The following is a 6,250-nucleotide window of genomic DNA, read 5'->3' as shown; positions in this document are numbered from 1 at the left end:
CAGAAGGTTTTTGATGAAGTGAGGAACGGGCAGTAATCCGCTGAAGAACCTTGACTCTTCAAGCTGCTGACGAAAGTGAATAATGGAGTCCCCGAAAGAGGCCTCTTTTCAGAAGCATTGCTTCTATTCTTCTTCTTTACACTCATCGTTACTATACTCATTTCCTGTTTCTCCTCCGAGTTCTCAGTAAGTTTGAGGGGTGAATATCTTCTTGATTACCCCTTCAAGAGACAAGAAAGGAAAAGGTTCCAAGAGAATGAGCTTGAATGACATCGAAATCGGAAGATATTCATCATTATTTGCCGGTGATGATCGTTGATACATTTATGGCAGATGAGAGACGGTTAGTGCTTGAGAGTCATTAGGCATTATAATCATTATAATGATTATGTTGAATGGTGATCAAGATGAATGAAGGTGAAAGGATCGATGCTTTCTCTACAGAACCATTGCATTCACAGCTTACAACGATAATCAGGAACAACATCCTTACCGATAGGTGGCCCGCAGGCGAAAAGATTCCGAATCAGCAAGAGCTTTGCGAGAAGTATGAAGTGAGCCTTGCTGTAGTTCGTCAGGCTGTTGAAAAGCTGGTGTCTGAAGGTTTTCTTCTCAAGAGGCAAGGCAAAGGAACCTATGTCATGGACCCCAGAATTAGACAGGGCCCCAGAAAACTTACTAGTCTCAGTCAAGAACTTACTGCCAGGGGGGCCAAGGTCGGCAGCGAGATTCTCGATTCTAGAGTTGAGTCTTCTGGTACTAAGTTTGCTAGGATTTTCGATCTCTCTCCAGATGAAAAGGTAATAAGAATCAAACGACTCCGCCTAATGGACATGAGCCCGCTAGGAATTCAAACCTTTCTCTGCCCCGAAAAGCTCTTCCCTGACCTGCTCAAGAAAAACCTTACCGAATCCCTCTATGGGCTTGTAGAAAATCATTACGGGTATAGATTCGTATCTGCTGATGAAACCTACACAGCGATAATCATCAGCGAAGCGGACTGCAAACTACTCAAAGTCGAGTGTCCGTATCCGGGCTTCTATGTTGAACGCATCTCGAGAGGAGCTGACGGAAAAGCCATCGAATATACTGAATCGATAATTAGAGGTGACAAGTACTCTGTCCTAATCCACCTGAGGAAGTGATTATTTGAATAGACTAGTTATTGATATTGGAGGAACCAACACCAGAGTATGTCTTGTAGACGAAACGCCGGCTGTGGTCTTTAAGGAGCGCATTAACTATTCAGACGATATAGGGACTTTTCAAGCACTATTGAAAAAAAGCTGCCGTAATATTCTCAGTAAAGAGGAAACAGCGGACATGGTTGGTCTCTCTGTTGCGGGAGGATATCTTCTCAAAAACAAAAGAATCTGGATTCCCAATCTCTTCGGTACAGAACTTGTGTGTCCGTTCGACCTGCTAGATTTGGATGAAAACCATTTGTTCGTTACTAATGACAGGGTCTCTGGAGCCATAGGCGAAATGGAATTTGGCAAAGCGAAAGGAGTTACTGATTTTCTCTATATCTCGATTGGAACAGGAGTAGGAATGGGAATTGTGTCAAATGGAACGGTAATTGAGGGAAGTAACGGACTTGCAGGCTCCGTTGGTTGGCTCAGATTCGATGAAGAGAGAATTGAGTATCTGGTCGGCGGCGTTGGAATCACATTGAAGTATGAGGAGCTTACGGGCGAGAGACTCCCCGCTTACGAGATCTTCACTCTGGCAGAACAAGGCGCTCCAAAAGCAGCTGAAGTCGTAAACAGGGCAGGAAGGTATCTCGGAAAGCTCATCTCTTGCTTTCTGAACAGCACTGATCCTGAGAGAATAGTGCTTTCAGGCAGTATTGGAAGGCGATGGAGATCTTTGAAAAATGAAGCACTAAGGTCTATTGAAAGCCACAAAAGCCCCATGGTTCCTATCCCTCAAATCCTCCTAAGCAATCTCGGGGAGGATGCTCAGATTCTTGGAACGACAATACTCATGCAACGAAAGCAAACTACGTAGGAGGTATATTGATGGCTATTTCTGCTTATCTTTCTGCAGTAAGGAAACTGGTAGACAGCATCGAATCGGAGCAAGGCAAAGCCATAGGTGAAACAGCTGAGATGATGGCACACTCTATTCTGGAAGGAGGGTTTGTTCATTTTTTCGGTAGTGGGCACTCAGTCATTCCGGTAATGGACGCTTTCCCGCGATATGGCAGTTTTCTCGGTCTGAATGCCCTGATGGAGCCAAGACTGATGTGGGGGAGCATCACAGGCCCTTCGAGTGCTCCAGGGTTGTTGCTAATAGAACGCAAGGAGGATTTCGTGGTTGATGGCTTCCTGCGTTATCAGCCCGTAAAGAAGGACGATGTAATGGTTATCTACTCACATGGTGGACTGAACGCGGCTCCAGTTGAGGCAGCGTTATTTGGCAAGAGCAAAGGGGCAAATGTCGTAGCTGTCACTTCCGAATCGAACCAGCAGCTTGCAAAGGCTACTCATTCATCCGGAAGAAAGCTGATAGATATCGCCGACATACTAATTGATAACTGTGTTCCGCCTGAAGATGCTGTAGTTGAACTGAAAGGAATTCGAGCGAAGGTTGGGGCAATTTCCACTGTAGCCGCCGTAGTGATCACTATGTGTATGATATCTGAGACTGCGGAGATTCTCAACGAAAGGGGGTATGACCTGAAAATCTTTGTATCTCCGAATGTTGAGGGTTACGGAGTTGGTCATAATCTTGAGATATTCGATGAACATAACAAGAGAATTTCTGCTCATTCACTTGATGAGTAGTACGCATCAGAAGGTCGACTGTCTACAAAGGAGGAGAGAGTATGAAGAAAACGATTTTCGTTCTATTCGTTTTGATTGCGTCCATTGTGTTCTCGCAAACCACCCTCGTGTTCCAGACTCACTGGTCGGATTTTCGTGTGAACGGGATATTCGACAAAAGTGGAAACCTTCTTTATCCTGGACTAAAGCATTATCTGGAAGAATATGAAGCCCTAAACCCCGGCATTAAGATTGAGATTAGAGAAGTTCCTTTCGGCAACTATCTGCAACAAATACTCGTAGGGCACATGGCGGGCAGAGCGGCGGACATCTACAACCTGTATTCTCTTTGGGGAGTACAACTGGTTGGCTCGCAAGTACTTGCTGTTGCTCCTGAACATATTGCATCAAGAGTTAAGTCGGATTTCTCACTAACTTCGGTCCAGGGAGCAACTATCAGTGACACAATAATGGGCATTCCGGCAGAAGTAAATACTTATGCTCTGATCTACAACAAGCGACTGTTTGCAGAAGTTGGTCTGCATGAGCCGCCGGAGACATGGGATGAGCTAGTTGAATATGGAAAGCTACTTACAAAGAAGGATTCTCGAGGAGTCATCTCACAATATGGCTTCGCATTTCCGATGCTAGAGGAGAGTTCTGTAAGTGACATAGTTCATCCGTATTTCGCACTTCTTTACAGCGCTGGAGGAGATCCCTTCAACGACGATTTAACGAAATCACTTCTGGACAGCCAGGCCGCAATTCGTGCTATGGAAGCTGTTGTTGATCTCTTCAAAGAAGGAGTTACAGATACTGCAGGCGGTCTTTACGATTTCACCCAGAAGAATGTTGCAATGGTTATCAAAGCACCATGGTATGTCTCCTATTTGAAGGAAGCTTTTGGAGACGAGTACGAAGATATTGTAGGTATAGCTCCTATTCCTTATCTGGACAAACCTGCAACCTCGGCCTATACGTTCTTCTACGCTGTTCATAGTGGTTCTGAGCACCAGGAAGAGGCTTGGAAATTCCTTGACTGGTTTGCTCTGCAATACAAAGCTGCCCCCAAAATAACTAGAGCCGGAGAACTGGGCGCACAGGTTATAGGCGTAATCCCGCCTAATGAAAGTGATCTTGCATACTTCACATCCCAGCTAGTAGATCTGCAAGAATACGTATCACTTCTTAATGTAGCTACTTCAGAACCGAATGTAACCCAGGGTGATCAGATAAAGAAAACGATTATGGACGAAATTGTAGCTGCAATGAACTGCATGAAAACTCCTGAGCAGGCTATGAAGGATGCTGCATCGAAAATAGACTCCATCCTTCATTCTGCTAACTGATTAAATCTAGAGGTGGGGCCAGTACCCACCTCTATTCTTCGTTGATCTGTACGGAGGTGTTAGTGTGACAAGAAAAGGCAAAGAAAACCTTACAGCGTATCTGTTCTTAAGCCCAATACTTCTTTTTTTTGCAGTTTTCTTCTGCTTTGCTGTAGGCTTTTCCATTCTGATCTCTTTTAAAGACTGGAATATGCTTGTCTCACCGATCGGAGCATCCTTTGTCGGCCTTGGCAACTACCTGAGTCTATTCTCTGATCCAATGTTCAGATCGGGCCTATTGAATACTGTTGTCTTTGCTCTTGTTGTCACATTTGCGAGCGTTATTCTTGCACTGTTCGTCGCTATGGCACTTTACAAGGTAAGGGGATCAGCAGTGTGGAGATTTGTCTTCTTTGCTCCGATGATAACACCTGCAGTCGCGGTTGGAAAGATCTGGAGCTATCTCTATAACCCGAGTTATGGTGTGATTAACCATACTTTGGGCTGGCTAGGTATTCCCGGTAAAGCTTGGCTTTCAGATCCGAAACTTGTTCTGCCTTCAATAGTGATCGTTGCAATCTGGAGTGGTCTTGGAGTTCCAATGCTTATCTTCACAGCGGGGCTTGACTCGATACCTTCTTCATATTATGATGCAGCGAGGATTGATGGCTCGTCGAAGTTCAAGACCTTTATATGCATTACTCTCCCGCTTCTGAAGCCGACCACTCTATTCTTACTTGTAACAGGTTTAATCAACGCCTGGCAAACCTTCGATCTGATCTACATAATGGGAGGGGCCGCGCCGTCTTCAAGCACCCAACTGGTGTCGATATATATGTACAACACCGCCTTCTCATATATGCAGATGGGAAAGGCATTGGCAGCTTCAGTAGTACTATTCGTCATCTCTCTCTTCACAACTCTGTTGGCCCTTAGATCCTTTAGGAAGGGCGGATTGGAGAGTTACTATGCATAATCTTGAGAAGAAAAGAATTAGAGCAGTACTAAAATACGCTTTGATTGCTGCAGCGGGTTTCATAATGGTATATCCTTTTCTATGGCTTCTATCTTCTTCTCTGATGACTGTGCGAGAATTTGTCTCAGTACCGCCCAAATTAGTGCCTACAGTTCCGCAATGGGGCAACTACGCGGCTGTGCTCAAGAGGGTGCCTTTCTTCCGATATCTTCTTAACAGTGTGATAGTGGCCACAAGCATCTCTTTGTTGGTCGCTTTCACGAGCGCGCTTGGCGGTTATGTCTTTGCGAAGATGAATTTCACCGGGAAGAAGGTTCTTTTCAGGTTCATACTGGCGACCATGATGTTTCCGAATTTCCTGTTTCTGATTCCAAATTTCTTCTTGTTGACTAAGATCGGTTGGGTTGATACGTATTTAGCATTAATCATGCCATTTGCTGTCAGCGGATATGGCGTATTTCTGCTGAGACAGTTCATCATGAACATCCCCTCGGAACTCATCGAGAGTGCTACGATAGATGGCGCGTCACAAATAAGGATCTTCATGCAGATTGTTGTGCCACTTTCTCTTCCTGCAATGGCCACGTTAGTCCTACTTACTTTTGTCGCTCAGTGGAACAACTTCTTGTGGCCGATGATCGTTACCTCTTTCACCCCTTCACTTACGACTATTCCAGTTGGAATCGCGAAGCTTAGTCTTTCATTTGGAAGTCTAGCAAACCAGCATCTTGTCCTGGCTGGAATGGTACTTCAAATACTGCCCGTTATTCTACTGTTCCTCTTCTTGCAGAGATACTATGTTAAGGGAATAGTGATGACTGGTTTCGGAGGAATCTGAAGATTCTCGAATCAAGGAATGAAGGATATTATCGACGAGCTGTCAAGAGAGACTCGCCCCCTTAGTCGGTTATAATATGGTGTCGCAAAAACTGTGAAAGAATATTCAAAAGGTTGGGCCATACACCTTCAGTCTGTGAGGGCAACTTGGCAAGAGCGTTGCTGTTTCGCGTCCGAAATCTAAGCTGAATGTTGAGGGATCATCAGTCCAAACTATAGCGTGAGTAGTTCTTCAGCTGGCGCTTTGTAATAACCTATGTTCAGAGCAAAGGAGAGTTCTCAGAAATCTCACCGATCATTTCTTCCTGATGATGTGCAACGAATTAACGATTGTTGTAGAT

The 6,250-nt window shown here is 44.9% G+C and carries 6 protein-coding genes; all 6 read left to right on the top strand.

Going from position 1 to position 6,250, the window contains the following annotated elements; all coding sequences use genetic code 11:
* The first annotated feature begins 395 nt into the window (after positions 1-395).
* Positions 396-1,145 (top strand): GntR family transcriptional regulator, encoded by a 750-nt coding sequence (locus tag ENN47_07920; GenBank protein HDP78094.1) that lies wholly within the window; start codon positions 396-398, stop codon positions 1,143-1,145.
* Positions 1,146-1,149: 4 nt separating this feature from the next.
* Positions 1,150-2,010 carry an ROK family protein gene (locus ENN47_07915; protein ID HDP78093.1) on the top strand — a complete coding sequence of 287 codons (861 nt, stop codon included), beginning with the start codon at positions 1,150-1,152 and terminating at the stop codon, positions 2,008-2,010.
* Between the two features lie 8 nt (positions 2,011-2,018).
* Positions 2,019-2,789: a sugar isomerase domain-containing protein gene (locus ENN47_07910; GenBank protein HDP78092.1), complete on the top strand. Its 771-nt coding sequence runs from the start codon at positions 2,019-2,021 to the stop codon at positions 2,787-2,789.
* 41 nt (positions 2,790-2,830) lie between these two features.
* Complete coding sequence (locus ENN47_07905) at positions 2,831-4,117, top strand: extracellular solute-binding protein (protein HDP78091.1); 1,287 nt, start codon at positions 2,831-2,833, stop codon at positions 4,115-4,117.
* A gap of 64 nt (positions 4,118-4,181) precedes the next feature.
* Positions 4,182-5,072, top strand: coding sequence for a sugar ABC transporter permease (locus ENN47_07900; protein ID HDP78090.1), 891 nt, complete (start codon positions 4,182-4,184; stop codon positions 5,070-5,072).
* Complete coding sequence (locus ENN47_07895) at positions 5,065-5,910, top strand: carbohydrate ABC transporter permease (protein HDP78089.1); 846 nt, start codon at positions 5,065-5,067, stop codon at positions 5,908-5,910. Before ENN47_07900 ends, ENN47_07895 begins: the two co-directional genes overlap by 8 nt.
* Positions 5,911-6,250: the final 340 nt, after the last annotated feature.

This window comes from Mesotoga infera (assembly GCA_011045915.1).
Classification (GTDB): Bacteria; Thermotogota; Thermotogae; order Petrotogales; family Kosmotogaceae; genus Mesotoga; species Mesotoga infera_D.
This window is presented reverse-complemented; position numbering and strand designations above follow the sequence as displayed.

Excerpts from the sequence above, each read along its gene's own strand:
- ENN47_07920 (HDP78094.1), top strand. The coding sequence starts at position 396 with ATGGTGATCAAGATGAATGAAGGTGAAAGGATCGATGCTTTCTCTACA.
- ENN47_07905 (HDP78091.1), top strand. The coding sequence starts at position 2,831 with ATGAAGAAAACGATTTTCGTTCTATTCGTTTTGATTGCGTCCATTGTG.
- ENN47_07895 (HDP78089.1), top strand. The coding sequence starts at position 5,065 with ATGCATAATCTTGAGAAGAAAAGAATTAGAGCAGTACTAAAATACGCT.